The organism is Candidatus Paracaedibacter acanthamoebae (genome assembly GCF_000742835.1).
In the GTDB taxonomy this organism is placed as follows: Bacteria; Pseudomonadota; Alphaproteobacteria; order Paracaedibacterales; family Paracaedibacteraceae; genus Paracaedibacter; species Paracaedibacter acanthamoebae.
Genome location: NZ_CP008941.1, coordinates 284021 through 310988, shown reverse-complemented (window position 1 = coordinate 310988; position 26968 = coordinate 284021). Strand labels below are relative to the sequence as shown.

19 protein-coding genes and 2 pseudogenes are annotated in these 26968 nt (G+C 38.7%); 11 read left to right on the top strand and 10 right to left on the bottom strand.

Features of this window, described 5'->3' with window-relative positions:
* The first annotated feature begins 5 nt into the window (after nt 1-5).
* Entirely contained in the window at nt 6-2723 is a 2718-nt protein-coding gene (locus ID47_RS01225; protein WP_038462971.1) for a conjugal transfer protein TraG N-terminal domain-containing protein, read from the top strand.
* Nucleotides 2724-2727: 4 nt separating this feature from the next.
* Here the strand turns inward: ID47_RS01225 and ID47_RS01220 are convergent, their stop codons facing one another.
* Nucleotides 2728-3054: a hypothetical protein gene (locus ID47_RS01220; RefSeq protein ID WP_038462969.1), complete on the bottom strand. Its 327-nt coding sequence runs from the start codon at nt 3052-3054 to the stop codon at nt 2728-2730.
* 60 nt (nt 3055-3114) lie between these two features.
* Here ID47_RS01220 and traD (ID47_RS01215) point away from each other — a divergent pair, with 60 nt between their 5' ends.
* Nucleotides 3115-4797: a type IV conjugative transfer system coupling protein TraD gene (gene traD / locus ID47_RS01215; protein ID WP_038462967.1), complete on the top strand. Its 1683-nt coding sequence runs from the start codon at nt 3115-3117 to the stop codon at nt 4795-4797.
* Nucleotides 4798-4828: 31 nt separating this feature from the next.
* On the opposite strand, the gene ID47_RS01210 is transcribed toward traD (ID47_RS01215), so the two are convergent.
* The 3 genes from ID47_RS01210 to ID47_RS01200 form a co-directional block, all read right to left on the bottom strand.
* On the bottom strand, nt 4829-5710 hold the full coding sequence (locus ID47_RS01210; RefSeq protein WP_038462965.1) for a nucleotidyl transferase AbiEii/AbiGii toxin family protein: 882 nt from the start codon (nt 5708-5710) through the stop codon (nt 4829-4831).
* Entirely contained in the window at nt 5686-6447 is a 762-nt protein-coding gene (locus ID47_RS01205; RefSeq protein WP_038462963.1) for a type IV toxin-antitoxin system AbiEi family antitoxin domain-containing protein, read from the bottom strand. Before ID47_RS01205 ends, ID47_RS01210 begins: the two co-directional genes overlap by 25 nt.
* A 108-nt stretch (nt 6448-6555) precedes the next feature.
* Nucleotides 6556-9537, bottom strand: a complete 2982-nt coding sequence (locus ID47_RS01200) for an AAA family ATPase (RefSeq protein WP_038462959.1) — start codon at nt 9535-9537, stop codon at nt 6556-6558.
* A 192-nt stretch (nt 9538-9729) separates the two neighbouring features.
* On the opposite strand from ID47_RS01200, the gene traD (ID47_RS01195) reads away from it, so the two are divergent.
* On the top strand, nt 9730-10191 hold the full coding sequence (gene traD / locus ID47_RS01195) for a conjugal transfer protein TraD (RefSeq protein ID WP_038462957.1): 462 nt from the start codon (nt 9730-9732) through the stop codon (nt 10189-10191).
* A 486-nt stretch (nt 10192-10677) separates the two neighbouring features.
* On the opposite strand, the gene ID47_RS01190 is transcribed toward traD (ID47_RS01195), so the two are convergent.
* Complete coding sequence (locus ID47_RS01190; protein ID WP_038462904.1) at nt 10678-11388, bottom strand: IS6 family transposase; 711 nt, start codon at nt 11386-11388, stop codon at nt 10678-10680.
* 269 nt (nt 11389-11657) lie between these two features.
* Here ID47_RS01190 and mgtA point away from each other — a divergent pair, with 269 nt between their 5' ends.
* Together mgtA and ID47_RS01180 are read left to right on the top strand one after the other, a co-directional pair.
* Nucleotides 11658-14207 carry a magnesium-translocating P-type ATPase gene (gene mgtA, locus ID47_RS01185; RefSeq protein WP_198022307.1) on the top strand — a complete coding sequence of 850 codons (2550 nt, stop codon included), beginning with the start codon at nt 11658-11660 and terminating at the stop codon, nt 14205-14207.
* 110 nt (nt 14208-14317) lie between these two features.
* Nucleotides 14318-15284, top strand: a pseudogene (locus ID47_RS01180) (IS5 family transposase).
* A gap of 149 nt (nt 15285-15433) precedes the next feature.
* On the opposite strand, the gene ID47_RS11505 reads toward ID47_RS01180, so the two are convergent.
* Nucleotides 15434-17776 carry an ATP-binding protein gene (locus ID47_RS11505; protein ID WP_232223299.1) on the bottom strand — a complete coding sequence of 781 codons (2343 nt, stop codon included), beginning with the start codon at nt 17774-17776 and terminating at the stop codon, nt 15434-15436.
* A 240-nt stretch (nt 17777-18016) separates the two neighbouring features.
* Here ID47_RS11505 and ID47_RS01165 point away from each other — a divergent pair, with 240 nt between their 5' ends.
* The 5 genes from ID47_RS01165 to ID47_RS01145 all read left to right on the top strand — a co-directional run bounded on the left by ID47_RS01165 (nt 18017) and on the right by ID47_RS01145 (nt 21119).
* On the top strand, nt 18017-18259 hold the full coding sequence (locus ID47_RS01165) for an IS6 family transposase (protein ID WP_038462953.1): 243 nt from the start codon (nt 18017-18019) through the stop codon (nt 18257-18259).
* A 32-nt stretch (nt 18260-18291) separates the two neighbouring features.
* Entirely contained in the window at nt 18292-18969 is a 678-nt protein-coding gene (locus ID47_RS01160; protein ID WP_038462951.1) for an IS6 family transposase, read from the top strand.
* 418 nt (nt 18970-19387) lie between these two features.
* Complete coding sequence (locus ID47_RS01155; protein ID WP_051908373.1) at nt 19388-19861, top strand: mobile mystery protein A; 474 nt, start codon at nt 19388-19390, stop codon at nt 19859-19861.
* A complete protein-coding gene (locus ID47_RS01150; protein ID WP_038462949.1) occupies nt 19858-20439 on the top strand; it encodes a mobile mystery protein B in 582 nt (193 codons plus the stop codon). Before ID47_RS01155 ends, ID47_RS01150 begins: the two co-directional genes overlap by 4 nt.
* 191 nt (nt 20440-20630) lie before the next feature.
* Nucleotides 20631-21119, top strand: coding sequence for a hypothetical protein (locus ID47_RS01145; protein WP_038462946.1), 489 nt, complete (start codon nt 20631-20633; stop codon nt 21117-21119).
* A 294-nt stretch (nt 21120-21413) separates the two neighbouring features.
* Here ID47_RS01145 and ID47_RS01140 read toward each other — a convergent pair whose 3' ends face one another.
* From ID47_RS01140 to traD (ID47_RS01125), 4 genes and pseudogenes are all read right to left on the bottom strand, one after another.
* Nucleotides 21414-21686, bottom strand: coding sequence for a helix-turn-helix domain-containing protein (locus ID47_RS01140; RefSeq protein ID WP_038462944.1), 273 nt, complete (start codon nt 21684-21686; stop codon nt 21414-21416).
* A complete protein-coding gene (locus ID47_RS01135) occupies nt 21683-21991 on the bottom strand; it encodes a type II toxin-antitoxin system RelE/ParE family toxin (RefSeq protein ID WP_038462941.1) in 309 nt (102 codons plus the stop codon). Before ID47_RS01135 ends, ID47_RS01140 begins: the two co-directional genes overlap by 4 nt.
* Before the next feature lie 243 nt (nt 21992-22234).
* The gene (recD2, locus tag ID47_RS01130) at nt 22235-24400 is read right to left on the bottom strand and encodes an SF1B family DNA helicase RecD2 (protein ID WP_038462938.1); all 2166 of its coding nucleotides are present in this window, start codon (nt 24398-24400) and stop codon (nt 22235-22237) included.
* A 309-nt stretch (nt 24401-24709) separates the two neighbouring features.
* A pseudogene (gene traD / locus ID47_RS01125) lies at nt 24710-26518 on the bottom strand (type IV conjugative transfer system coupling protein TraD); the annotation flags it as partial.
* Nucleotides 26519-26619: 101 nt separating this feature from the next.
* Here traD (ID47_RS01125) and ID47_RS01120 point away from each other — a divergent pair.
* A complete protein-coding gene (locus ID47_RS01120) occupies nt 26620-26967 on the top strand; it encodes a hypothetical protein (RefSeq protein WP_038462935.1) in 348 nt (115 codons plus the stop codon).
* Nucleotide 26968: the final 1 nt, after the last annotated feature.

Sequence of the window (26968 nt, the reverse complement as noted above, 5' to 3'; positions counted from 1 at the left end):
GACGAATGGCTTATGATATTTATACTTATGGGAATGGGGAAGTTTTAAGAGGTGTTTTTAATGCTCTGGCTATGTGTTTGAATTCAAAGTCTGGCACGTTATACGAGCCCTTAATTCGATTGGGCATGATTGTCGGGGCTCTCTGGGCGGTTATTTACGCTTTGTATAATGATATAGCTAAAATCTTTACTTCTTGGATTTTACCCTTAACGATCATTACAGGCATTTTGTTTGTCCCCACAGCACGGGTCAATATTCATGATCCCGTCTCACGATTTCATGATTCTGTTGATCATGTTCCCTATGGACTTGCCATGTTTGCTGGCTATGTCAGTAAAATTGGATATGGAATGACAGAGCAAGTTGAAAAGAATTTCTCAATGCCGGATGACTTAAAGTTCCAATCCACGGGATACATCTTTGCCAGTAATTTGATGCAAAAATCCAATCAGTTCCAAATTACCAATGCTGATCTTGCTGAAAATATGCATCAATTTGTCAATGAATGTATTGTCTATGACGCCATGTTGGGCCGAAAATATACCCTAGAGGATCTCAAGAAAACAGATGATATTTGGGGACTTGTCTCCTCTAATGCCTCGCCGGTACGTTCTTTTATGTGGCGGGAGCCCAGAGAAGAAGGTCACCTTGGTAGTCCAGCTTGTCCTATAACTTGTAAAGCAGGCGTTGAGAAATTTAATGCTCAATGGCCTAAAACTATTGACGTCTCGGCAAGTGTATTTGGAAAGAAGCTATTTGGGGAAGGGGGATTAATCAATGCTAAGGCTGAACTCCTAAAATACCTCCCTTTGACCTATGGTCAACTTGGCCTCATGAGCCAAGATGCCACTAACATCATTAAACAGCAAATCATGATTAGTTCTTTTATTAAAGATACAGATAAAAGATCTGTATCTCTCGGGAATTCATCTAATTTAGCAGCTCAAAGAGCCTATTTAAGTCAAAGAGCGACTTATCAAACCTTAGGAGCTTTTGCTGGTGATAATCTTCCCATCTTGAGAGCGGTCATGGAATCAATTACCTATGCCGCCTTTATCTTTATGATCTTCTTAGCCATACTCCCTTTTGGTTGGAGAATTCTCTCAGCCTGGGCCCAAATTATTCTTTGGCTTCAGTTATGGGCACCTCTCTATGCTATTTTGAATTATATCATGTTGAGCCGCGCGACGGCAAAGACCGTGGCAGCCATGTCGGTTTCCAACTCAGCCGGCGTTACCATTGCTAATTCTGTGGGAATTCTCGATGCCAATGCGGATATTAGTGCAACAGCGGGATTTCTATCTTTGAGTATTCCCTTTATTAGCTATGCCCTGGTTAAAGGAGTAGGTTCTTTTGTCTCTCTTGCCTCTCATTTAGGGCATGTGGGACAAAGCGCTGCCTCTTCAGCAGCGGCTGAGGCAACATCAGGAAATTATAGCTTCGGTAATATTTCAGGAGAGGGACGACAAATCGGCAATACTCAGATGCTTCAACAATCTATGGCAGCCAGTTATCGGGCGGGATCCTTCAATTTTGCGGATGGTCGTACAGAAATGACAACCATGGCAGATGGATCACAGATCATGAATGTTGGTTCTTCTAATCTTCCAATGTCTCTTAACGTTGCTGAATCTCAAAGTGCCCAGTATTCAGCCATGGCGAATAAGAGCTATCAACATGCTCTCAACCAATCAGAAAGTTCTGCCAGAAGTTTATCGAGTAGCTATAGGAATATGGTCGATCTTAGCAACAGTATTGGAAACTCTCATCAAGCAAGCGATGCAATGAGTCAAGGCTATTCAACCGAAGATTCTAAAGCTATTCATAAATCGGCTAATATGCTTAAGGAATTTGCAGATCAAAATCAAATTAGCACCGATAAGGCAGCATCCTTATTTGCCGAAGCAAGTGTGGGTGGAAAGGCTTTTGGTATTGGGGGTTCGGTTGGTGGTAGAACAGATATTAGTGCTAGAGATCAACATCTATTTAATGAGGCCCAAAGGGTTACTCAATCTGAAGACTTTCAAGAAGCCCAGAGATTGGCTGTTCAAGCCTCAAAGAATTATTCTCATAATTTGTCGGATGAAAAAAGCCGTCGCTTAGCTGAGAGTGTTTCTGGTTCCTATGAACAGGGGATGCAACAACGAACTGAAGCGGCCAAGAGTTATAATCAGGCAGAATCTTACAGCCAGCAAGCCATGTTTACAAAGGCTAATTCTTCCTCAATCAACTCGAATTACAATCAACAATTTGTGGAATGGCTATCTGATCAACGAGCTGATGGGACAAGTGGTAAGATTGGTAAACATGGGACCGCCCATATCATTGCCAATGATCCCGAAATGGCTAGTACCTATGCAAATCGATTTATGTCAGAACGAGGCGTTATTCCATCTTCTTCAGTTGGTTCCAATGCTCATGCTATCCAAAATACATATGAGCATGAAGCAGGACATCAACAACATGCAGTTACGAAAGATTCATTAAATAATGTTAGAGCTAAAGGGAACTCAGAAATTGCATCTCATCGCCTTGATCGACAGGAATTGGTTGAAGGATCAGTCGACAATCAGATTTCTCACCACCAAAAAGACATCCTCTCTCAAAAAGAATCAATGCAAGTTCAACAGCAAGGAATTGTTGATAAAGTAAACTCTGAAAAGGACAAGTCTGTGATTAAAAAAACAGTCTTGAAAGCCGTTGATGAAGCAACAGAGTGGTAATTTATTAACGTTTCAAGTCAGTACGACTGTTGTATGCAAGAGTTCCCATCAGACTAGAATTCCATTGCTGTTGATGATGCATCATTTTGTACTCATCATGGTCGAAGCGACGTTCAGGAACGTAAGGCTTACCACGGTCAAAAATCACAGCCAGAATCAGCCAGAAACCGGCAGTAAAAGTTCCTTCACTTCCGGTAATCAAGCAAAAGAGAAAAAGGGTTGTAGCGAGCAAGGTAAAGAAATTCCGCCACCAAAATCTCAAGACGGTTTTAGCGCGTTTCCAGAGGATGTGTTCCTCAAGTTTAGGAGATGTGTTCAAATCTTTTTCCATAATTTAAATATACCACAAGTAACCTTAATAGAAACCTAAAATTATAAGGAATTAAGTTAGATGAAGAATTTCTCAGATACGTTTACACAGGGCGGCCAAACCCAACTTCATAAGTTCCGCATGATTAATCAGGTCTTTGGAACGACCTTAAAAATATCATCAATTATTGCATTCTTATGTTTTATTTTTCTTTTAATCTATGACGGAAGCTGGGAAAAGTTTGGATTTCTGGTCACTTTTTATAAAGCACAAATTAGGGACTCTATGAGTTCCCTGCCGAAAGAGTTTTTTGATACATCTTGGATCCTTCATGGAGATGGAAAGTACTATGAAATCAGCGATCACATCATTGCCCATAAGCAAGAATATATCCTCTCATCTATTTTGATTCATAGTCTCCTTTTCAGAAAACTTTTCCAAACATTCCTCTGTTTTTTTGGCAGCATGATTTTGTTGTTTCTGTTCTGGGGATACAGTGGTAAAGTCCTTAAAATCAAAGAAATCATCTCTGGGGGGAAAATTGCCCCTATTAACAAGCTCACCAATCTCATAAAAAAATCTAATCAAGCATCAGATTTAACCTTAGCTGGTCTCCCTCTAATTAAAAATAGAGAAACTGAACATATGCTAATCATTGGGACTACGGGATGCGGCAAAACCAATGCCATGAATGAACTTTTACAACAAATTAGAGATCGGGGAGATAAAATTGTCATCGTTGATACCACAAATGGTTTTGTAGAACGATTTTATAATGAGCAACGGGATATTATCCTAAATCCATTGGATAGTCATTCAAAGAGCTGGAATCTTTGGGAAGAATGTACAGAAGAATATTTATTTGATGAATTCTCTGAAAGCCTTATTCCTCAAATTGGTCATGATCCATTCTGGAGTAACTCTGCCAGAACAGTTCTGACAGTAGCCGCAAAGAAACTTAAGGTTGAAGGTGATTACTCCCTTAGAAGGCTCATGGATATTACTGTGTCCCTTCCATTAAAAGAGGTATATCCTTACTTTGAGGGGTCTATGGCAGCCAGCATGATGCATCCAGACTCTGAAAAAACAGCCCTCTCAATCCGTTCCACAATTGCGTCTTCTATTAAATGTTTTGAGTATCTTACGGAAGCAGAAGAAAATTTCTCTATCCGACAATGGATATTGAATCCAGATCATTCAGGAATTTTGTTTTTAAGTTGCTCTCCAGAACAACGATCAAGTTTAAGACCCCTATTGTCTGGATGGTTAAGCCTTGCAACAAAAGCTACTTTATCTCGGCCAGAAGGAACAAAACAAAAATTATGGTTCTTTATTGATGAATTATCTTCTCTAAACAAACTCCCTTCCCTTCCTAATTCTATGGCCGAAGTTCGCAAATATGAAGGATGCTTTGTTTTAGGGCTTCAAAATCTCTCTCAAATTGATGAATTATATGGAACTAATATGTCTAGGAGCATTTGTGGGTTAACAGGAACTAAGCTTGTCTTCCGTTCTCCAGATGCTTATACAGCTAAAAGGATGAGTGAATTCTTAGGAGAGCAGGAAATTGTTGAACACTCAGAAAGTATTTCTTTTGGAGCCCATCAAATGAGAGATGGTGTTAGTTTAGCAGAACAGCGTCATAATAAGACGGTCATTCCATATACGGATATACTTAATCTTCCAAACTTACAGGCTTATATAAAACTTCCCTGCGATTTGCCTGTTGCTAAGTTGAAATTTGAGTATCATGAATTTAAGTAATAAGGATGCCCACCTCTCTCAAGATTTATACTTAAAAGATAGATTGAAGCTGAATTCTTAATTCTTTTATTACCTGATCTGAATCAGGAAGATTAGGCACAATTGGTGCAAGCCACATATCCCATTCTTCCAAAGATTTTAAAAGTTTCTCTTGAAATAAATCCTCAATCGACTCAAAGATAATGGATTTGGAGTAACATTTTTTCTGAACAAGATCTGGTAAGATTTCTTTTTTGATCGTATGACTATATTCTGAGAATATTCTCCATAAGTCATAATAATCTCTAACTCTTGACCTCCCCCACCCTCTCTCATGAAGCTTTTTTGCAAATTGGAGTATGGCCCGGATCTTTTCAGATATTATTTCCTCTATTTGATAAGTTGAAATTTGACAATCAAGTTCTTCATGGTATCCGTGAATGACTCTTCTGTCTTCTGGGGGCAGTAAAACCGATTCTTGTGTTGTCACCTCGATTTTAACTGAAGTATTGTAATCACGTTGCCAAGGTAATCTAGCATGGACAACGAAAGCCTCTTGTTTCTCTGGATGTACATCACGTTCTGGATATCTATTGCATGTAAAGTCAATATTACCAGATTCTATTTCTGAAACTTTGCAAGCCTTAATAATTAAATCTAACAACTCCTCCTGCCTTGGATAGTCTCCCTGAACAGAGAAATCAAGATCTTGAGAAAATCTGTAATCCCCAAAATAACACTTTTTTAGAGCTGTTCCCCCTTTGAATATCATAGTTGTTTTCAATTTATCAACTTTTGAAATCCCATAGAGCATCCAAGAGAGAACATAATCTTGTTCAATAATTTCCCAGCTTATTCCAGTCATTTTTCTAAGATTTTTGATTTCTCTCCTAAGTAACGTACTCTCCATTAAAAATTCTCCAAAATCATCCATTCTTTATTATATTTTCCCCTTCTTTCTCCAAGAGGATTCAATTTATCATATCGAGTTGTCGAAATCTGTTTTTTCAAATCACTCAAATTAGGTATCCCCAAATGAGACAGCATCCATCCTAAACGTTTTTGAGTTGCTATAGAGGTTCTTTGAGCGTATTCCAGTAATTTCTCTATATTAATTTTATATTTAGCATTTAAAAAAGAATCCATAACCTCTCTGAATCCCCCGCAATACTGAGGATAAACGAGGCCGTCTAGTAGAGTTCTCTCCAGATCTGTAATATTAATCTTTAGTTCGTTGAAACGTATGGTCTCTACTCCCCAGTTTTGCTTGGCATCTGTCTGTATTAACTGATATTGTGAATGATCAATTTGATATTTATAGTCAGAACGTCTTATTTTATCTGGCATAAATTGAAAGACAAATGTTGTTGAAAGAATTTGATCTGATAGTTCATGAAATATTAAAGCAGACCAACAACAAATAGAACCATTACGAGAAAGGTGCATTGCTATTTCAAATTTATGTATAGGGGATCCTGATAAAATATTGTCCTCAACAGCATATGTTCCCCTGTAAAGAGGGCGAATCATACCCTGACTAACTAAAGATCTTAATATGTAATGAATATTAGATTCTTTGGTGCCTAAAACCTTAGATATCTGTTTCGCATCTTTAATTGTAAATATTCGATAACCGGCTTCCGTCAGTTCTTTTAAAAATTCTAAAATCATATTATAGATTCGACTATTTAGTATGCTACATATATGTAAATATATCATATATTATTACTTATGTACATAAAAAGTGCATACATAAATACAGGTGATCCTGCCGGTTATTCACCGATCAAACTGTTTCTGCTGATCTCGTTGCAGTTGACGAATTTGTTCCTGTTGGCGGGAGACCGCTTGTTGATCTTTATAAATCTCTTGAATTCTCTTATTAAGCTTCAACTGGGTTGGTCCAGCTATTTTCTCGAGTCCTATAGGCATATCTTTTGTAATCCCGGTCATTTCAACCAATAGGGTTTGTGCTTTTGTAGATGAATTTAGATCCATAGATTTGTCGTTAGTTTTAATTTGTTTATGGGCCATAAAGATCAGATCATTATTAAAACCATATCTTTGTCCTAGAGCCGTATCTTTATGCTCCATCCAGAGATTTGCAGCGACGGCAATTTGTCGATTAATCTGATCTTGCGTCATTGATTGGTGTTGTGTTGCCAGCTTTTGAATTTGCATAGCCATAAAGGTTGCTTTCTGCAAGGTTTCAGTTGGATTGTCGCTTATCCCTAAGGATTTATTGATTTCTTGTAAAGTCAGTTTGAGAGCAGAAATTGATTCTATGGTCTTATTATCAGCTATTCCAAAAGAAGACTCCAATCTGTATTTTTTTAAAGTTTCTTGGACACTGGTTCTTTCTTGATTCGGGAGAGAGTTATCCTCAATGTCAGAAACTTCTTTGATTAAGGGGGTTTGATCGATTGGTTTAACAGATGATTCTTTGCCTGTCATAGCTTGGACAGGAGTTTTGATCTGATAAAACTCATCATTCTCGTAGAACTTATCTTTAAGTGAGGTCACGACAGTTGTGATCATATTAGCTATTTTATTTAGCTGTGTATTCTGATTCTGCGCAGTTTGAGAGAGCTGATCAGCTGTCATAAATTCTAGCGACGAGATCTTGCGGGAATCCCGAGAAATTTGAGATACCAGATGAGTGAGTGATTTTGTCTCTTGAGTATTCACAAATACCTTTAAGTCTTTCGCCTGACGCGATAAGGCCACATAACTTAATTTCTGATTCGATGACCTATTATGGAGAACATATATCTCATCAATCGTCTTTCCTTGAGATTTATAGATTGTACTCGCATAACCAAGCTTTAATCCTTGGTATTTTCCAGGATCAAATGTTACTTCTTTATCGCTATCCAATATAACGACACATGTTTTATCGTCTAAAGTTTTGATTGTTCCAAGAAGACCACTCTGCACTCCAATCTTCTTATCAGTCATAGTAAAGGCAACTCGATCTCCTAGAGAAAATACTTCCTTACCGCGCTGCGTTTGAACCTCGTAACCTTTAACGTCTATCTCACCTTTAACAAGTCGGATCTCTCGGACAGCTCTATTAAGAGCATCCACATCAATATTTTTATTAGCTAGAATCAATCTACTGTGATGGGGGTTCCTCTCATGATTTTTAGACCAGGCGTTAATAAGAGAAGCCATTGATTCTTCTCGTGTATACTTCCAATCAATAGCTTTTGCACGATCAAGGGCGAGTATGGCTTCTTTATAGGCCCCTTCCCCCAACTTCTCACTAACAGTCTTCTGCCACTCAATCTTTTGTCGACGGACCTCTTTTAGGACGGCACTACCATAAATATTAGACAGAGAGTCAAACATTCCCCCCCGTTCGACAGAGGATAGCTGCTTGGAATCCCCAAATAGGACAACCTTAGATCCCTTACTTCTGGCTACATGAAGTAGCTCCACAAGGACGCTGTTACCTAACATTGCAGCTTCATCGACCATAAAGACACTATCCTTAGGGACGATCGTTTTTCCATTTTTTATATCAAAGAGAAATTTATGAACTATTGAGGCTAACTCAAAACCATCTTTGATCATATCGCCCGCAACTAAATGAGTTGGAGCTAATCCTATGATCTTAACCCCAGATCTCTCATAGGATTCCCGAATGGCATTCATGGTATAGGATTTACCCGTTCCTGCCCTACCCTGAACAATGGCTAATCCTTTAGTTCCATAGAGAACATGCTTTAAGGCTCTGTCTTGTTCAGCAGACAGTCCTTTCTCTTTTGATATATCTTCTTGGAGGAACTTAGATTTACCTTCATTAACCTTAGCGGCGAATCTTAGAAGTCTTTCTTCTTCAGATCGAACTTCTTTCGTTGTAAATAAGCCAGTCTCAGTTTGAGAGTTTTTCTCATAAAGCGAAACTATAGATTTATGATTAAAGATCTTATCCCGCAAGGCCTGCCTATCTTTTTCAGCAACAAACTTTATCAAAATGGCATCAACATCCTTTTCGCTAAAGATTGAAGATTTTTCTGTCAATTTTTGAATGATTGCTCCTGGGTTTCGAACAGCTTCTTCATTGGCTTGTTTAAGCAAATCAGCTCTAGCAACGACTTCTGTTAAGTGACCCCGCATCCGAACGGGTCCCATATGGATCTGAGCGACAATGCCTGTCGATTCTACCTCTAAGTCATATCCCTTTTCCTTAAAATAAGAATTCTGGATTTGAGTCCATATGACTCCTGGATTTTGCTCTTCCTTAATATATCCTTTTCGGATAGTTGGATCTGTTTCTCTGGCTTTATGTGTGGCCAGGCTTTCTCCATCCTGGCTAAATCCACGTGTTGTAACAAGGATATGGGCATGCCAATTCTTTTCTCCATCATGGGGCGCATGGATGTCAATTTGAGCCGCCAGACCTTTTGACACAAATAAAGCGTCGGCATAACGACGACTTAATTCAATTCGATCTTCATGCGTAATAACTTTATCATCGGGTAAAGCTATAACGGATTCTTTTGCAACCTGACTATCCTTGCGTCGTTCCGCATGTTCTGCTGCATTCCATAAAGTGGAACTATCTTTGAATTTTTCCGAAACGCCTTCTGGTAACATAATTTCATGATGAGATAAATCAGATTTTGTTTTCCAGTTAAAGACTTCGCCAGTTCTTTCACAGGTAACTTTTGATCTTTCATTATAGGCTGATTTTCGACAAGCGTTTCCCCCGCCACTTCTCGATACATATTCGATTCTTGCAAACTGAATAGCCATTGATGATATACGGTTATGAAAACTGGATTTTAATCATATTTCTATAATATTAAAAATGCGCGTTGCTTGCAACGCATATTGCGTACTCCTAGATCGCTCTCGCTCTTATCCGTAATTTATGGATATTATTTTATTTGTTTATTTTTTTATAAACACTACAATAATCTCATGAGTGAGGTTAGGAGCTGATAAATGGATAAACTCGAACAGAAGAAAAAACTCTTACAACAGAAAATGAATCGATTAAAAGAAAAAGAAGTTAAAGTCAAAATAGCTGAACGCAAACAACGGACACGTCGACTGATTGAGCTCGGGGGCCTAATTGAAAAAGCAGGACTTTCAGAGTTGTCAGTCACTCAACTTTTAGGAGCTTTAATTCAAATTAAGGATCAGTCTGGAAGTGAAGAAACCTTAAAAAAGTGGAGTTCAGAAGGAGAAGCGGCCTTTAATAAAAATAAAGGATCAGTAGAAAACGAGAAGCCAATTCTTATAAAATTCCCCATAGAGCCAGATCTTTCAGTTCGCAAGAAATTAAGATCTTTTGGAATGCGTTGGAATTCTGTCCGCAAGGAATGGGAAGGAATTGCTGATCCTATAGCAATTAAAGCTGAACTCAATCATATTGAGATGTCGGTCCAGGAAATTCATCCTTAAAAAGTGGGGTGCTTTCAATTAATCTAAATGACTAAATTTGCTAACTTCGACGATCTTAAAAAAGAATGGGTTAAGGATGCTGAATTCGCCCAAGCTGCTGGTAAACATCTCCATCTAAGTTTAGTTTAACATTAGATCTCTTGGGAATAATTTGAATGCTTTATATCAGCCTTGCGGCTTGTAGAGCCAAAGACCCACACTTAGACTAACTTACTTTAAAAAGCTCTATAATAAGGGCCCAAGCGAGATTATAGAGAGCAGTTAGCTTTTGTCCGAGAAAGGCCTTAAGTAACTCTGTAGAATACAAATAGAAGATCGGAACGCTGGGAATCAACCATTATTTAGACACAGGAGAAAAATACGAAACTAGAAACTTCAACTCCCAGCGACCGTTAAATGAGAGAGGCTTTGCTTTCTCTGGAAGCCAAAGAAAGGCACCGTCAACTTAACTAAAAAAGGTTATATTGTGGTTATGAACTGTCAATTTTAGACAGAAAGAAGCTCTAGAGCCGCCTCCAGCCAAATGGTCTTGGCGGCGGCAAAAGCAAACCGTTGATCAGGAGCTTTATTCTTGTACCGACTAACTTCTACTGAAAAGATATTGCGGACCTTCCCCATCAGGGACAATAATCTCTGAACGCCAGGAGCAGACTTAAATTTTATCAAGCATTTTTCTTTGCGGCGAGTCGGTTGATGGGCGTTTTCAATACGATTGTTGAGCCGCTTGTGAGTCCTGTGATCTGCTTTACGGCACATGAATTGGATCGGCTTTACATAGCTTTTCAATTTGTCGGTAACAATAACTCTTGGGGCTGGGTACGTCCCCAATAATCGGCTTAGGAATCTGATAGCAGATTTCTTATTGCGATGTTTTTGGAGAAAGATATCGAGCTCGATTCCGTCGCTATCGACGGCTCTCCATAAGACAAACACCTCTCCATTAATCTTAAGAGCCATTTCATCCAGGTGCCATTTATCACTTGGTTTCCTCTCATGCTTCTTGATGACATCTATAAAATGAAGAGCGAATTTAGTGCACCATTTCCTGACTGTCTCATGACTCAGGATAATTCCTCGAAAGGCTAGTTGTTCCTGGACATCTCTATAACTAAGGTTAAAGCGGTAATAAAGCCATACAGCTTGACTGATTATTGAGACTGGGAAGCGGTGACGTTTGGGAGCTTTGGTTAAAGACATGACAGAATCATACCAGGTTTATTTTTTCCTTACTTTATTCCTATTTTGATCCTTTGTTAAGTTGACGGTGCCCAAGAAACTGGTGTGTTAGGAAGATTTATGTTCTCTATTCTGCTTTTTTTACGTTTAAAAAATAAATAAAAGTTTTGGTGCTGTTCTCGAGAGCACACCAAAGAAAATCATTTCTTCAAATAATCCTATTTATATAATGTGGATAATTAGGTCTAATACAGTAAGGGGCGGGATCAAATTATGAAGGAAAAATAAGGGTGGAAAAACAACAAAATAGTATGCATTTTTGGTCCCTTCCTCTTCAAAGCCTTTTCAGTGAATTAAAGGCTACTCCTCAGGGGTTGACGACATCACAAGTTTTGAAGCGACGCAAGCAATTTGGACCTAATGCATTTGATACCATTTCCCACATCACTCTTTTAAGGATATTCTTCTTACGCTTCCAAAACCCTTTAATTATATTACTTTTAATAGCAGCTGCCATTTCAGCCGTTGTTCACGATATCCATAGTGCTATCTTAATTACGATCATGGTATTTCTCAGTATTTCCATTGATGCTGTTCAAGATTTTCGGGCCAGCAATGCAGCTGAAGCTTTGAAACAATCGGTAGCATTACGTCCTCTTGTCCTTCGAGATCAACAATTGGTAAAGATCCCTCTCGAGGATTTAGTACCCGGTGACATTGTTTGTCTTTCGGCTGGGGATCTTGTACCTGCGGATGGGCGCCTTTTGGAAGCAAAAGATTTGTTTGTTAATCAGTCTCTATTAACAGGCGAGAGCTATCCTGTTGAAAAGAGTGCGCAAGATTTTCGAGTGGCCGATGAAACAATTACCAACGCACCCAATGCTGTCTTTATGGGAACATCCATTCTATCGGGAACCGCTCAGTACATAGTTTGCCTCACGGGTAAGATTACAGCGCTTGGAGTAATTACTTCTACTCTTTCAACGCAGGCGCCCCCAACGGCATTTGAGATTGGGATGCGCCAATTTGGTCTTTTACTCATGCGCCTTATCCTATTCCTTATTCTTTTCGTCATCTTAGCCAATCTTTTCTTTGATCGACCCTGGCTTGAAACATTATTGTTTGCTTTGGCGTTAGGTGTTGGACTTGCTCCTGAATTTTTGCCCATGGTTGTTTCCATTACCTTAGCGAGAGGAGCCGTCCGTATGGCTCGGAAAAACGTTATCGTGAAAAGACTTTCAAGCATCCATGACTTCGGAAGTATGGATATTCTTTGTTGTGATAAAACAGGTACTCTTACGGAAGCGAAAATACAATTGGCTCAACATTTGGATCTGAAGGGTGAGAAAAATGATCACGTTTTCCAAATTGCCTATTTAAACAGCTACTTTGAAACGGGGTTAAAAAGTCCCCTAGATGAAGCTATTTTAGCTTATCAGCACTTAGAGCGAGAAAATTGGGAAAAGATTGATGAGATCCCTTTTGATTTTGAACGAAGGCGCGTCTCCGTTTTGGTAGATAATGGGAAAAAGCGTCTCCTGCTTGTGAAGGGAGCTCCGGAAGATATTTTAGCAATTTCTACTCATTTCGAAGATGAGCCTCGTCCCCTTTCACCTAAGGCCCTGTACGCAAAAGAGCGAAGGAAAATCCAAAATCAGTTTAATGACCTCAGCCAACAAGGTTTTCGCGTTCTAGGTATTGCCTGGCGAGAAGTTCCTCGAACTCACTCCCAGGCTGTTATTCATGATGAAAGCGGACTCACGTTTGCTGGCTTTGCGACTTTCTTTGATCCTCCTAAATCAAGTGCAGCCGAAGCCTTGAAAAAACTCCACGAGAATGGAGTAAAACTCAAAATTGTCACCGGTGACAATGAATTAGTCACACAACATCTTTGTCAACAACTTAACATTCCAATAGATGGCCTTTTGATGGGTCATGATATAGATAGCATCGATGATTCAGCTCTGAGTGCCAAAATTGAAAAGGTCAATCTTTTTTGTCGCATGAATCCCACACAAAAATGCAGAATTATTACTTTACTCAAATCGAAAGGACATATGGTTGGATTTATAGGAGATGGCATTAATGATGCACCTTCACTTCATAGCGCAAATGTAGCCGTATCAGTTGATTCCGGCGTGGATGTGGCCAAGGAAGCCGCCGATATTATTCTTTTAAAACAAGATTTGAATGTGATTTATGACGGGATTATTGAAGGACGCACAACTTATGGCAATATCATGAAATATGTTATGATGATGACCAGCTCCAATTTTGGAAACATGATTAGCATGGCAGGAGCTGCGCTTTTTCTGCCTTTTTTGCCCATGCTACCAACGCAAATTCTCCTCAATAACCTCCTTTATGATTTATCTGAAATTGCTATTCCCCTGGATAATGTAGACAAAAACTTTCTTGAAAAACCCCACCGCTGGAAAATGTCCTCCATTCGAAACTTTATGTTTATGATGGGGCCCATAAGTTCCGTCTTTGATTTTCTAACTTTCGCGATCTTACTCTATGTCTTCAAAGCTTCAGAAACTTTGTTTCACACAGGATGGTTTATGGAGTCTTTAGCAACCCAAATCTTGGTCATTTTCATCATTCGCACAAGGTTATCTCCATTGAAGAGCAGACCCCATCCTATTTTAGCCATCTCAAGCATCAGTCTGGCCTCTTTGGGAATCATCATTCCTTTTACCCAGCTGGGGGCGTACTTTAGCCTTACTCCTCTGCCCACCTCTTTTTTTATTATTCTTGGCATCCTCTGCGCGTCTTATCTCTTATTGGCAGAAGGCGGTAAACGTGTTTTCTATCGCTATAGTATCAATGGGGTTTAGGGAGAGACCATCCCAAAGTTGGGGGTCGTGTGACGTTGTTGCGTAAATAGAAAAAAGGAGTCAGGAAAGGAAAAATTATCTATCTTGGATTCTAGAAGAAAGGATAGCTAATGCCCTATAAAGAACGTCTTCGCAAACATGGTTGTCCTCGCCAGCGAAAAACCAGCTATCGCGTTAAAAATTGGTCTGACTATAATCAAGCTTTAAAAAACAGAGGGTCTCTGACTTTATGGATTTGTCAAGATATTGGCGATAAATGGTATGCTCGTAAAAGCTCTTCTTCCCAAAAAGGCAGGCCCTATTATTATTCTGATTATGCTATTACGATCATGTTAGCTCTCAGAACCATGCTTAAGCAAAAGCTAAGGCAAATTCAAGGCTTCGTTACCTCGTTATTTGCATTGATGGGCCTTAATCTGGATGTTCCTGATTATACGAGGTTATCTCGCCGCGGAACCGTTGCTCTTCTTACTTGCCAATTAGACAAAATGAATGAGCCAGGTCATCTTGTTATTGATAGCACGGGCATCAAAGTTTATGGAGAGAGTGAATGGCTAGAGTCTAAGCATGGGAAACACTATAAACGTAAACTCTGGCGCAAGCTTCACATTGGTATTAATGAAGAGGGGTTGATTGTTTCCCGAATGATGACCGATCATCTAGCAGATGATAGATCTTGCTTACAAGATCATTTGCGACAAGCTGATCCGACAAAAGTAACCGAATTAATTGCTGACTCAGGTTATGATGGTCAAGAGACTTATGATCAGCTGGAATCAGCCAATATTAAGCCTATTATTCCTCCAGCTCGTGGGTCCCCATCAACTGCTGATGAGGCAATCTCACCGCGGCAAGAAACTTAACTACATTGATAAAAAAGGAAAATACGCCTGGCAATCTAAAAACAAATACGGACGAAGAGCTAAAGTAGAAAATACGATGTATCGCTATAAAGAAATTATCGGCGGTAAACTTAATGCAAGATTATGGAATAACCAAGATGCTGAATTGCATCTTGGATGCTTCATTTTGAACACTTTTACCAAACTTGGCCTGCCGGAATCAGTTAAAATCTAATAATTTTGGGGAAAAGGGAGAGTTCTATCCTCAATCCATATTTACGCAACAACGCCGAGAGTGATCAATAGTTTGCAAGCTTTCTCTTTCTTCTTCAGTGAAATCAGTAAGTTGGGAGGGCCACTTTTAGTAATATTTCTCGTTTAACTTCACTTTCTTTCAAAATAAGAGGAGGAAGATAAGCATCTCAGGATTTCTGCAAATAAACCCTCTTTTTGTACCGGTTTGGTTAAGTATCCGTTCATACCTGCTTGCAAAAATCTTTCACGATCTTCTACCATGGCATGGGCGGTTACAGCGATAATAGGTAGAGCTTGCGCCGTAATTTTCAATCTATCCCGTATCTGTTGAGTTGCCTCAATACCATCCATCACAGGCATTTCACCATCCATTAAGACAAGATCATAGGAGAGTGGGCTTGGGGTAATAGCTTCCACAGCCTCCGCCCCATTCCATACAGTAGTAACAGAACATCCTGCTTTGGTTAGCAAAGTTTTTAAAATAATTTGGTTGACCGCATTATCTTCTGCGACTAACACTCGAATATTTGGTAGTTTTTCAATCTCTCTTATAGGAGGGGGGCTCCCAAATGAAGAAATTGAATCTTTTGAGTAGCCTACTTTTATATGGAAACGAAAGGTTGTACCTTTATCAACTTCACTTACGACTGTTATGTCCCCGCCCATCATTTCACATAATTTCTTTGTAATAAACAATCCCAATCCAGTTCCTCCAAATCTACGCAGTATTGAGTTATCTGATTGAGAGAAAGGTTTAAAAAGTCGCTCTTGAGCTTCAGGTGATACACCAATGCCTGTATCAGTGACTTTCCCGGTGATAAGTTGACAAATATCTCCTACAATTTTAACATGATCTTTATTAGATTTCCCCTTAAGGGAAACCACTACGCTCCCTTTACTGGTAAATTTGACAGCGTTGCCTACTAAATTAAATAAAATTTGTCGTAATCTTGTAGGATCACCTATGACATAAAGCGGAAGCTGAGAATTTGCCACCAGATTAAGCTCTATTTTTTTTTTATGAGCATCTAATGACAACATCTGTATCACTTCTTGAGCAATAGTAAGAGGATTAAACTTAATATTTTCCAGTTTAAGTTGACCGGCTTCAATTTTTGATGTATCTAAAATATCGTTTAATATGCTTAAAAGCGACAAACCAGCGCCATAAGCCATTTGCAAGTAATTTAGGTCTTCATCCGGCAAAATTTCTTTGTTAATAAGTTCCAACATACCCAAAAGGCCTGTTAAGGGAGTCCGTATTTCATGGGACATATGGGCTAAGAAGCTTGATTTTGTCCTATTTGCAGCTTCAGCTTCTTTTTGGCGTTGTTGTAATCTCTCACCTTCTATTTGAGTCATCCTCATATTTTTCTCATTAACGATGCGAGTTGATAATGAAATAAGGAGGTCAAGATTTTCCAGGAGTTTTTTATTGATATCTTTTACACGATTGCAGAGTCCAATGACACCTATTACTTTCCCTTCGGCTAGGAAAGGTATGCCAAGAAAGGATTTTAATGGTGGTCGCTCAAGAGGAATTTCAATTTTTTTAGAATAATCCTTAATATCATTCACCATCAAAGGTTCTCTTGTTGAGAGTATATCTTCAATAAAATTGTTGAAAAGTTCCTCTAATTTTTTTGTTCTTTCTTCTCTTGTAGGGGACTTCTCGATTGAAAAATTGCCCTCCCATAAGTAAGGGGAAGGAGGGCTACCAATTTGGTCAGAAGTTATCTCCTTAATAAACCCGAACTCACTTTCGCTCAACCTGATGAAATTTTGCAGAATAACGTGTAAGCTATAACCTTCATTACTTTCCTCATTTTCGTAAAAAAAACTATTAATATGCGAATCTTGGATCTCGGTAACAGCTTCTAAAATTCTTTGTTTTATGTACCATTCCTTTCTTGCTGAGTGTGTGAGTCTTTGGTCTAATCCTATTTCAAGTTTTTTCATTAAAGTAATATCTCTGGCAATAGTAAGGGGATAATTTTCTTTACTTTTTGTTGGCTTTTCTGTTGTCATGGATAGCCCTATCCAATCTAACCAACGATAAGACCCATCCTTACATCGGTAACGATTGATTAGCCCAGCCGGCGTAAATTTATTTTCATATTCTAATGTTTTTTCGATATCGTCGGGATGGACAAAATTGATATAAGGCGTACCCAGAAGTTCTTCAATTTCCCATCCTAATATATAGGTCCAAGTAGAATTAAGCCTTTTAAAATAGCCGCCAAATTGAAGAATACACACAAAGTCTTGAGAGTTTTTGAAAAGATATTCTATCTCTTTTTCCGACAGGCCCCATTGAGGGCCACTAAAGCTGCCTTCCTTTTCTTGCGAGCCTAAAGGGAAGGATATATCTTGCTCACTAAGAGAGGGAAGGCCCGCTGTCTGTGTTTGAATTTTTGGGGTAATTTCCAAAGCAGTTTTTTTTCTTCCTCTTCTGTTGGGGACATAGACCATATTTGGTTGTGGGGAAGAGTGACAACCATCAGAATGAGGGCTAATAAATACTTTCTCATATCGCAGCCTCATAAATTATTTAGAATAACAAGATTATTCTTAACAGAATTAATTTCTATTTAAAGGAGAAAACCATCAAAGATTCTCTGAAAAAGCATATAGAACTTAATCGGCCCGGTTTTGTCGCATCTGTTGCTAATATTAAAAATTGAGTATACAATTCTGCAAAAAAGAGCATCAATGCTCACTATATCTCCCTCATTATTGCCTCACTTTAAAGGCTTTTGTTCATCCCCGTCTGTGATCATGCTCTTTATCTATATGAAATGTCGATTTTCTCTAAGTTATCGAGCCTTAGAGGAGATGATGATGATCCAGGGGGCTAAAATTGATCATGCAACCCTACAAAGATGGGTTAAGCGGTTTGCTTCACTAATTGACAAGCGTGGGTTCTGTCGCAAAAAATTAAGTAATGAGGTATAAAGGCAGATACCACCTAAGCGAGAAGATTCAAGATGATCAGTTTTAAAGGATGTCATTTTCCCAAAGATGTTATAATGATGTGTATTCGTTGGTATGTGGCTTATCCCTTGAGTTATCGTCATGTCGAAGAATTGATGGAAGAGCGAGGTGTTTATCTTGATCATGCGACAATTAATCGTTGGGTTGTTAAGTATTCCCCGGCACTTGAAGTGAAGTTTAGGAAATGCAAGAAACCTGTTGGTAAAAGTTGGCGGATGGATGAAACGTACATTAAAATTAAAGGTGAGTGGCTGTATTACTATAGGGCCGTTGATAAAGAAGGAAACACCATAGATTTCTTTTTATCTCGAACACGTGATACCCAGGCGGCCAAGGCATTTTTTGAGAAAACGATTGGGAGCAGTGGACAACCTGAGAAAGTGAATATGGACAAAAGTGGAGCCAATTTAGCAGGACTGGAGGAGATCAATAAAAACCTTGGTGAAGGCCAAAAGATTTTGGCTCGCCAAGTGAAATACCTCAATAATATGATCGAACAAGATCATAGGGGGGTAAAACGAATTACCAACCCCATGCTTGGGTTTAAAAGTTTTGTCTGCGCTACTGCAACATTAGCAGGAATTGAGTTATATCGTATGATAAAGAAAGGACAGAATTTTCTCGAAGGAACCTTTTCATCCTGGCAGCAGTTTTACGCCCTCTCAGCATAATTATGTCTACTAGGAACACATAAATTCGGTACGATAAAAATTTGCGACAGAACCGTTTTTCTCAATCTGCTAAAGGTTAAACGCTATGTTTATCCGGCCCAAGAGTATAGAGACAAGCTTCAAGAATCCTTAGTTTGCTTCAATCAAATTGTTATGAAACACCCTCAGTCTATCTAAAAAGAAAAGTCTACCTGCTATTCTTTGACCATATCCAACAACTTGACGGCCCCTCCATGGATAAAGAAGGGATATAGGCCTGCAATTAGATGCCTTTTAAAGTAGATATTTATAAAATGTATAACAATATATCAACCTATGAGCATATATTTTTCTTAAATATAACAACTTAAAAGGTGCCAAAAATAACTATTGTTTAAACTTATAAGTTGATATATTTTTATAAAAAGGGAAAGATAATATGCATGGCTTGAATAGAAAACACCTTGACAAAGAGTTGAGTGAGCTAAGAAAGTTGATCTCAGTAAAAGCTCCACGGAGTGGATGGCTTAAAGCTATCCGTGAAGCCTTAGGAATGTCTGCACGGCAGCTCGCCTTTAAAGCCGGGATTACTCCCCAATCGATTATTAAGCTAGAAAAATCAGAAGCCGAAGGTACTATAACCTTGAAAACACTTGAAAACATGGCAGCAGCCTTAGATTCCCAAGTATTATATTTTGTAATTCCTAATCAATCTCTTGAAGAGAGGATGGAGGAGCAGATTAGGATTAAGGCTCAAACTATGCTAGATAAAACAAGCCATACGATGGGTCTAGAGAATCAGAAGCCAACACAGGAAGCTCTTCTCGATCAATTAGAGGACCTTATTAATCAGCTCCGCTATGAAATTAAGACCAAGAAAAACATATCCTACCTCTGGGAAAATGACCAATGATCTTTACTTATGGAGAAGGTGCTACACCTTTTAATGAGGATGATGCCGATAAACTCATCCCCAACCATATTCGGACTCAGCACCAATTAAATGAGTGGGAACAGGCTAATATCCTTATTGCTGAAAGATACCTTTTCTCGCGCAAAAGAAATGATATTTTAACCACGGCTTTCATCAATAGGATCCATAAAAAGATGTTTGGCCAAACCTGGAAATGGGCTGGTACCTTCCGTAAACATCAAACGAATATTGGCGTTAAACCCTACGAGATTACTTCCTGTCTAAAAATTCTTTGCGACGATGCGAAATTTTGGGTGAGCAACCAAATATATGAAGCTGAAGAAATTGCTGTCCGTTTTCATCATCGTCTCGTCGCCATCCATCCTTATCCTAACGGTAATGGAAGGTTATCTAGGCTCATGGGCGATGTACTCTTATATAATCTTAAGAATAAAAGGCTCTCTTGGGGAAGAGTCAGCCTAGTGCAAGCCTCACAAACACGTCAAGAATACATACGGTCTTTAAGAGAAGCTGATCAGGGTAATTATGTAGATCTTTTAAAATTTGCAGTAGGCTAAGCAAGAATAATTTCCACAACAATCACTAGAAACTCAAAGAAGCATAATGCAATACCCTTCTCTAACAATATAACATGATAAATTTGGTAGTATTTAAGTATATTTAAAAATAAAATTATAGAGAAATTTGACATATAATTGATATCTGCCGTAATATCTAAAATATAGATTATTTTAATAAGGTATAAAATATGAAGAAGCTATTTATAAATGCTATAGGAGGAATTATTACTTTCGTTCTAACAAGATTAGCACAGGAATTTGTTATATACTGGCTATATGGTAGGTATGAAGAATATAAAAAGTCAAAACCACCTAAAAGAGTCCCCATAAAAGATTTTCTAGCTAAAGCCAAACAATTAGGATGGAATTTGGAGACTATCAATATCCTTCCACTGCTCTCTGCGATCAGGCAATATGGACTTGATGGAGGACTTTCAATGTGGGGAAAGCCCTATAAGGGGACAGGCCAACTAGAATATGACCCAGTGGTATCAATCTCCTCGGAAGACTGGAAATACTTATGCATCGATGCAATAAGTTTATATAATATTAATAATGACGCTACTATTATATGCTCAGCTGACTATAGTAAAATAAAATATCAGGATATATATATTGAATCTAAAGCTTTATCCTGGCTTAAAAAAGGGCGCTTAAAAACCTATTTTAAAAAATAGGCAAAAAATTAGAGGGTGTTAACTTAAAATGCATGGCAAAGAAAGAGTTTTATTAACATGGTAAGCAGCAAAAAGGGCCATAGTTAAGTCTGTCATCTCCAAGGAGCGGGAAGGTGCAATGTATTTCCGTTTAAATCTTAGGAACCAATGCCGCTGCTGGCCGTTGTTTCTCTCTATCCCATGTGTTCTTGCTTCCTCATGAAATCTCCTTAGGTTAATAAATGTTTTATAACAAACCTGTCAACCTAATTCCCTATTTTCATACCATAAAAATTCTCAACTACTACCTTTAGCTTAAAGATTGACAAATGCTTCAGGATGTTTATGGGCAATCCTTAATAAGGATAAAGCTGGTCCTGTAGGATACCGTCTTCCTTGTTCCCACTCTTGTAAAGTACGCACACTAATCCCCATAAGCGAAGAAAAGGCGGCTTGGGAAAGATTTAATTCCTGTCGTATACGGCTAACATCTTTGCAAGCATCTATCTTTTTTATGACACCTTTGCCATTTTTTATTTCATTAAGAGCTTCTAAAATTTCCTGACCAATATTTCTAGAATTATTCATATTTCTAACTCCTTTTTAACCTTTTTCAATACGGATAAGGGGATATTTTCATCCTCATTTTTAGCATAAATAGTCAGTAACCAAATTTGCCCTTGTTTATTCTGGTAAAAGTATATAACTCTTACCCCTCCCCGTTTTCCTTTACCTTTTGCTGACCATCTAATTTTCCTTAATCCACCGCTGCTTGGAATGATGTCTCCTTTTTCAGGATGTAGGGCTAAGTCCCATTGAAAAGCCGCATACTCATCATTATCAAGATAAGATGAAATAAGCTTACTGAATAAAGGTGATTCTATAAATTCCATACTATAATATTACGTCAGTGACGTATAAAGTCAATATGCTTTTTATAAATATCTTTACCTTGCCATAGAAACACCCATTTTATCTCTAAAAGCTTAAGTAATCTAAAAAAATTCTCTTTCCTATATCTCTCAAAGTAATGATTGTTATCCAATTTAACGGATATAGGGTTGTATTTTCTATTTTTTGAAGAGGTTTGAATGGAAACAAAAGGATTACAAATATCTTTTAGGTAAGCAGCTTCTCTAAGCGCATAAATGCTTTGATAAAAGTGACCAACGCTTTTGCATAGTTTTATTGCTCACCGCGATCCCTAAAGCTCTTTTCTGTCCTATTAAAATAACGAGCTTTTTGCCTCGGGTAATTCCTGTATAGACAAGGTTCTTTTGCAACATGGGGTAATGCTGAGTAAATAATGGAATGATGACAACCGGGTATTCTGATCCTTGGGATTTATGAATTGTCATTGCATAAGCTAAAACAATTTCATCAAGGTCACTGAAATCATAGTGAACGTCTTTCCCCTCAAAACTGATAATCAATTCTCCTTCTTCTATATCGATGCTTTTAATAAAACCGATGTCTCCATTATAGACTTCTTTGTCATAATTGTTTTCTATTTGCATCACCTTGTCCCCAAGGCTAAACCAATTCCCAAACTTTTGAACGCTTGTTGTTGGCTGAGGTGGGTTTAAAGCTTGCTGCAATTCGGTGTTTAGATTACGCGAGCCCACTATTCCTCGCGTCATGGGACAAAGCACTTGAATGTCATGAAGGGGAGAATAATCAAACGTGTTCGGCAAGCGTGTTGTCACGAGATCGACAATCTGTTTAAGCCCTTGTTCTGCGTCAGGTATTTCGATGAAAAAGAAATCAGATGTAGGTCCATACCCTTTTAGGTTGGGCATAATTCCTAGATTGATACTGCGGGCAATTGCGACAATAATGCTCTGAGCCCCTTGCCTAAAAGTTTCTGTAAGATGAATGAACGGAATGACCTTAGAGGCAATTAAATCAGCGAGTACTTGACCGGGACCGACTGACGGTAATTGATCTTGATCCCCGACAAAAATCACAGCGGCATTTAAAGGAACTGCCTTTAGAAGGGCATGCATTAAAGGAACATCAACCATGGAAACTTCATCGACTATAAGAACATCACAGGGAAGAGGCAGCTCTTCATTGTAATTAAACCTTCCCGTTTTAGGATTAATGTTCAAGAGCCTATGGATGGTTTTAGCTTCCATCCCTGTGGCTTGTGCCATTCGTTGAGCCGCACGCCCTGTCGGCGCACATAAGGCTAGTTTTACCTGTTTGGATTGTAAAATTTGTAGAATGGACCTGAGCAACGTTGTTTTCCCAACGCCCGGGCCCCCTGTAATGATGGTTACTTTATGGGTTAACGCCTCAATGAGGGCTTGTTTTTGAGAAAGGGACAAAGAAAGGGCGTTATGATGTTCTACCCAATTAATGGCTGCGTTGATATTAAATGGGGGCCACGGCAAATCTGAGGTGTTTAAATCTCGTAACTTCTGCGCCATTCCTTTTTCAGCGTGGTATAAGCCTTGCAAAAAAATGCAACCCTTTTCACCAATATAATCTTTGATAACGGTGCCCCCTTGAAGCTCGAGGTTTACAGCTTCTTGCACTATCGCTTGCTCAATCTCTAAAAGCTCTTGGCAAGAATATAGTAATGTTTCGATAGGCAGGCCACAATGCCCCTCATCCATTGCTTTTGCTAAAGCATAACTGATGCCTGCTCGGGCTCTAATAAGAGAATCTTTACCAATTCCTAAGTGCATGGCAATTTTATCAGCGGTGACAAAGCCGATCCCTCTAATATCTTGAGCAAGCCGATAAGGATTTTCTTGAATAAGTTGAATAGCATTATTGCCATAAGTTTTGTAGATACGAACCGCTCTTGTAGTACTAACACCGTAAGAGTGTAAGAACAGCATGATGGTTCGAATAGCTTTTTGATCGGCCCATCCTTTAATAATTTTCTGTTGTCTATAAGGGCCTATGCCCGGAATTGTTTGGAGTTTGGACGAATCCGCTTCTATGACTTCAAAAACACCTTCCCCAAAAGCTTGGACAAGTTTTTTGGCATAAATAGGGCCGATGCCTTTAATAAGGCCTGACGCTAAATACTTTTCAATTCCTTCTAACGTTGTTGGCGGTGTTAAATGCAAGGCTGTCGCTTTGAACTGCTGGCCATATTGACGATCTTGGATCCATATACCGTGAGCCTCAACCCATTCCCCAGCACTGACAGCAGGTAAAGAGCCAACTATAGTTACAAGCTCTTTATGGCCTTTAACTGTGGCTCTTAAGACGCAAAATCCATTTTCTTCATTATGAAAGGTTATGCGTTCTACCAAGCCACAGATTGTTTCCAACGGTTGGTTCATTAATAAAACTTACCTTAATTTTCTTAGACAAGAATGACCTAAATAACCCTGGAAGTATAGGTGTAATTGCAGACTCATTTATCCAGAAACAACATAAATTGTTTATTGTATACGGTAGGCTTGGTACAGTGAGAGCGTAGAAAATAATGGGGTGATAAAATAGTAATCTATACCCTAATCTTGATTTATCAAACTCTTTAATCTTTTGGGAGAAATATAGGGATTTTTCTAGATGCTTCGCCAAATAAACCTAAGGCTATGCCACTTATTACTAAAAATGATGTTAAAATTTTTACCCCTATACGGCCGTTAGGCCGTCCTTTCTGATTTAGTAGGAGCTTTAAGTTTGAGAATATTAAGCTTGAGCGGCTGGTCGCCTAGAGGACCTGATTCACTCATAGCTTCCTCTTTTACTTCCGTATTTTCTTCATTAACGTCCTTAGCACTTTTTAAAGGGGAGATGAAAGCGGGGCTCTTAGACTCGATATTTTTATAGTTAAAGGTCAATTTTGTCACCGGATAATCTTCGGGTAGCTTAATATAAGCCTCCAAGTCTTTTAGAATTAAAAACTCAGAATACGGGATAATAGCTTTCTGTTTTTTATGCTCGTTAATGGTGACACCATCTCGCATTTGATGAGCCCCAAATGAGATTCCCTCACTATTCTCTAAAATTTCATGTTCTCCTATCATCCTTGAGATCCATTGCGCGGTATCGGTATCAGGGGAGCGGTAAAATATCTTTGTGTTATAAAGACTCGACATGGTTTTGCGGCACTCATGTCCATAAAGTTTGTCAATTTGGCTAATGTTCTGCAAGCCTGAGACAATGCAGCCGCCATATTTTCGGATTTCAGCCAAAGCTTTGGGCAGCGCTTCAATCTTATTGAGAGATTGCTTCTCATCAATGATGAACCAGATCCTTCTCTTATAGTCAGGACGACAAGCCATGAGAGCATTGATGGCACTATTAAGCCAGGTTGATAATAAGGGCCTTAAGGTTTCTCGTTGATCAGGCATTGCCGCTAGAAATAACCATCCTTTTTGGGATTCATCTTGAATCCATTCTCGAATAGAAAAACCATGGTCAGAATCTGAAATCAGATGAAGAGATTTTAAATGCGTTGATAAGCTGACACGAATGGAGGCCGCTGTTTTATCGGCTGCAATATCCACCAACGATGCCGCGGCTGTATTGGCGTAAAATCCCTGAATCTTCGCAAGCGGCTTATGAACGGCATAATCTAAAAGACTTTTAATTGAAGGATTCTTGCTCCTTTTAAGAATTTTAACCGTTTCAGCAAAAAGCAATCGACTGGCATCGGACCAAAACGGATCGTGCAGCGTTTGAGGGATTAAGCTTGAGGCAAAATCATCAATTTGAATATCCGTTTGGCATTCTTTCCATAAACTCCAGGAATGGGATCGCGCGTCTAAAGGATTGAGGAGTATATCTGTCTTAGGATTATAGAACTTCTCCACAAAGGTGCCCGTTGTATCAACAATAATGGCTTTATGCTGTTTATCTCTAATTTGGGGAAGAAGATGATTAAAGGTATTCGTTTTACCCGCCCCTGTGGTACCGACAATCAACATATGTTTAGTTTCACTATCTTTAATCAAAGGTAAGCCTGACAAAGTAATGTCGGATGCTTTCTTATCTTTTTGGATAAGCTTAACAAGATCTTTGAGAGTTACTTCATCGCTCCCTGAGACAATTTCTTTGTTTTTTAAAGCTTTGCCACTATAAACCCAATATATAATTAATAGCACCATGCTTATCAGCATAGCCAATATGGTTTGACCGAGCTTTTTAATAAGAACGGCTTGAATGACAAAGGCAGCTAAAATATAGGAAGGTTTATGGGTAAGAATATGGTCATCAATTTCATAATAGTTCCCATCAGCATGCAAGATCCAAGAAGAGTCAAAAAATCCGTGGGGCAAAATGCTTAAAGTATCCCGGAGTTGCGCTTTATAAAAAGTGAACAAGAACCCCACCTTTTGCCAGGTACCATCATACCAAAGTAAAAAAGTAAAACATAGGATTCCTATAATCAGGGTAACTTTCAAGGTTGTTCCGAACACCTGATTAATCATTCGGAATTTATGGAGTTGCGTTTGTCCCCCTTAGGTGAAGGTATCGGAAAAGTTTCTCATAAATAGTAATTCCTAAAATTTTAAGTTTTCATAAATGATTTATATGGTAGACTGTACTCATGGAAAAAGATCAAAATACACTTCTTCCTTCCGAGGAAAATATTTATTGGACTTACACTAAAATCGCTTTGAAGTTTTGGTGGCGGCATTTTTTTGTGATTCCTATAATTCCAATCCTTCTGCTTGCTTTCGTAAGATTGGATCTGACTGCTGTGTTAGCTTCTATTTTTGCCATTATGTTTTTTGCCATTTTTGATGACCTGAAATGCAACTATAAGAAACGCAATCCTATTGATATAAATTCTTGCCTTAGATTTGAAAATGTTTCTCTTCAAGAGAGAGATTATTGGAATGCCACACTTGGCGGCACTCCAGCTTATGCAAATAATGTGAGCTTGCAAAAATAAA